2 pseudogenes are annotated in these 1611 nt (G+C 54.8%); both read right to left on the bottom strand.

From position 1 onward, the window contains the following. Positions 1 to 1052: pseudogene (locus CSC94_RS23920) on the bottom strand (pilus assembly protein TadG-related protein); the annotation flags it as partial. Positions 1053 to 1345: 293 nt separating this feature from the next. Beyond that, positions 1346 to 1611, bottom strand: a pseudogene (locus tag CSC94_RS24785) (hypothetical protein); the annotation flags it as partial.

Raw genomic sequence — 1611 nt, forward strand, 5'->3', positions numbered from 1 at the left:
GAGCCGTTTGCCTTCAGCACGCTGACCTTGCTCTTCACCTTGTTGAGATCGCTTGTCAGCGGCAGCAGCGGCTCGGTCTCGCAACCGTATCCCGGCCCCTTCGGATCGGACTCGTTGGAATAGAAGATCGACGGCGAGGTATCGAGGCTCACCGCGAGCGACGGATCCTTGACCCATTGGCCAGCCACCTTCACGACGCCGTAGCGCGCCAGGCGGGTTGAGATCGGGTCAGTGAGTTTGACCGACGACATGATGTAGTTGTTCGGGTACTTCGGGAACCCGTTGGACCAAGTGTCATCTGGCTCATCGATAGCAAAGGTCGGCTCGTAGAGCGACTTCGCTTCAGCCGAGGTCGCCTCGCGGTCGGTCAGCGCATATTCGATGCCCGGTGTATCGAGCCGCGTTTCCACGCAACCGGGCCACTTGAAACCGAGCGCATGGTAGAGTTCGAAGCGGTTCAACCCGGCAGGAAGGTCCATCTGCGGATAGTTCAGCAATCCCTTGGTGTCGAGCCAGTCGGCGCCTGTTCCGTCGATCACTTTGCCTTTCTCGTCGAATTGGGGCCCGTACTGCGGCCCGACGTTGACAAAGGTGGCATAGGGCACCACGCCGACCTTGAGCGCGCTCTTGTTGGTCACCTGGACAGAAAGCGCATCGATCAGCGTGTTGACGGCGGACTTCATGGCGGCGAGCTTGGCGCCCTCCATGGAACCGGTCGTGTCGAGCACGAGCGAAAGCTCGTATTGCGCCGGGGCATACTCGGCCACCGACTGGCCGACGATCTTCCAGGTCTCGTTGCCCATGATCGTGCCGAAGGCCAGCTTCTTTTCCGTGGTCGCCGAAACCGCCACCGAGTAGCCGGTCCGGTTGACCGCGACGCTTTTGATGTCTTCGGTGAAATTCGACCGGACATATTCGTCGGCGATCTTGTAGGCCATATCGTTGGAGAGCTTGATGCCCTCGCGCGCCACGGCCAGGGAGGCGGAGTCGAGCGCGTTCTGCAATTTGGCCTTTTCAGCCGTGATGTCGCTGTATTCAAGCCCAAGCCCCAAGGCAAATATCAGGGGCGCAGCTGCGATGGCCGAGATGATGGCGAAATTTCCTGAGCGATCCCGAACAAACCTACGAAGCATGGCTCTACCTTCACACCAAACGCTGAACAGAGTAATTGTGGCCAAAAAATACTGAATATGTATTAATGATGCAGGTAAAATTGATGATTTAAAGCAATTTATGCCGCCAATAAGACGAATATATATTGCTGAATTGTCATCAAATATTAATTTTTAAGAACAGGTAAATTTTATAAGGCAATAGGTATATATTGATTCTATGTTCCTTATTTTTACTCTATAAGCCGTACTTGCTGAACGTTCCCGCCTTCGAAGAGGCCGGCCGGAATTGGTACGGAAGAAGCACTCGGATCAGCGCCAATGGAAAGATTGCCTCCGCCGGTGTATTCGATAATATCGGCAACGTATGAGGTAAACGAAGAAGGTGAAGTGACCGTTCCGCCGCCGGAAATGGTCAGCTTTTGTCCTGGGAAGTAGAACGCACCCTCATAGTAGATATCACCGCCGCCAGACACGACGCTTTTGCTAGCCTTGTAGG

The organism is Zhengella mangrovi, assembly GCF_002727065.1.
In the GTDB taxonomy this organism is placed as follows: domain Bacteria; phylum Pseudomonadota; class Alphaproteobacteria; order Rhizobiales; family Rhizobiaceae; genus Zhengella; species Zhengella mangrovi.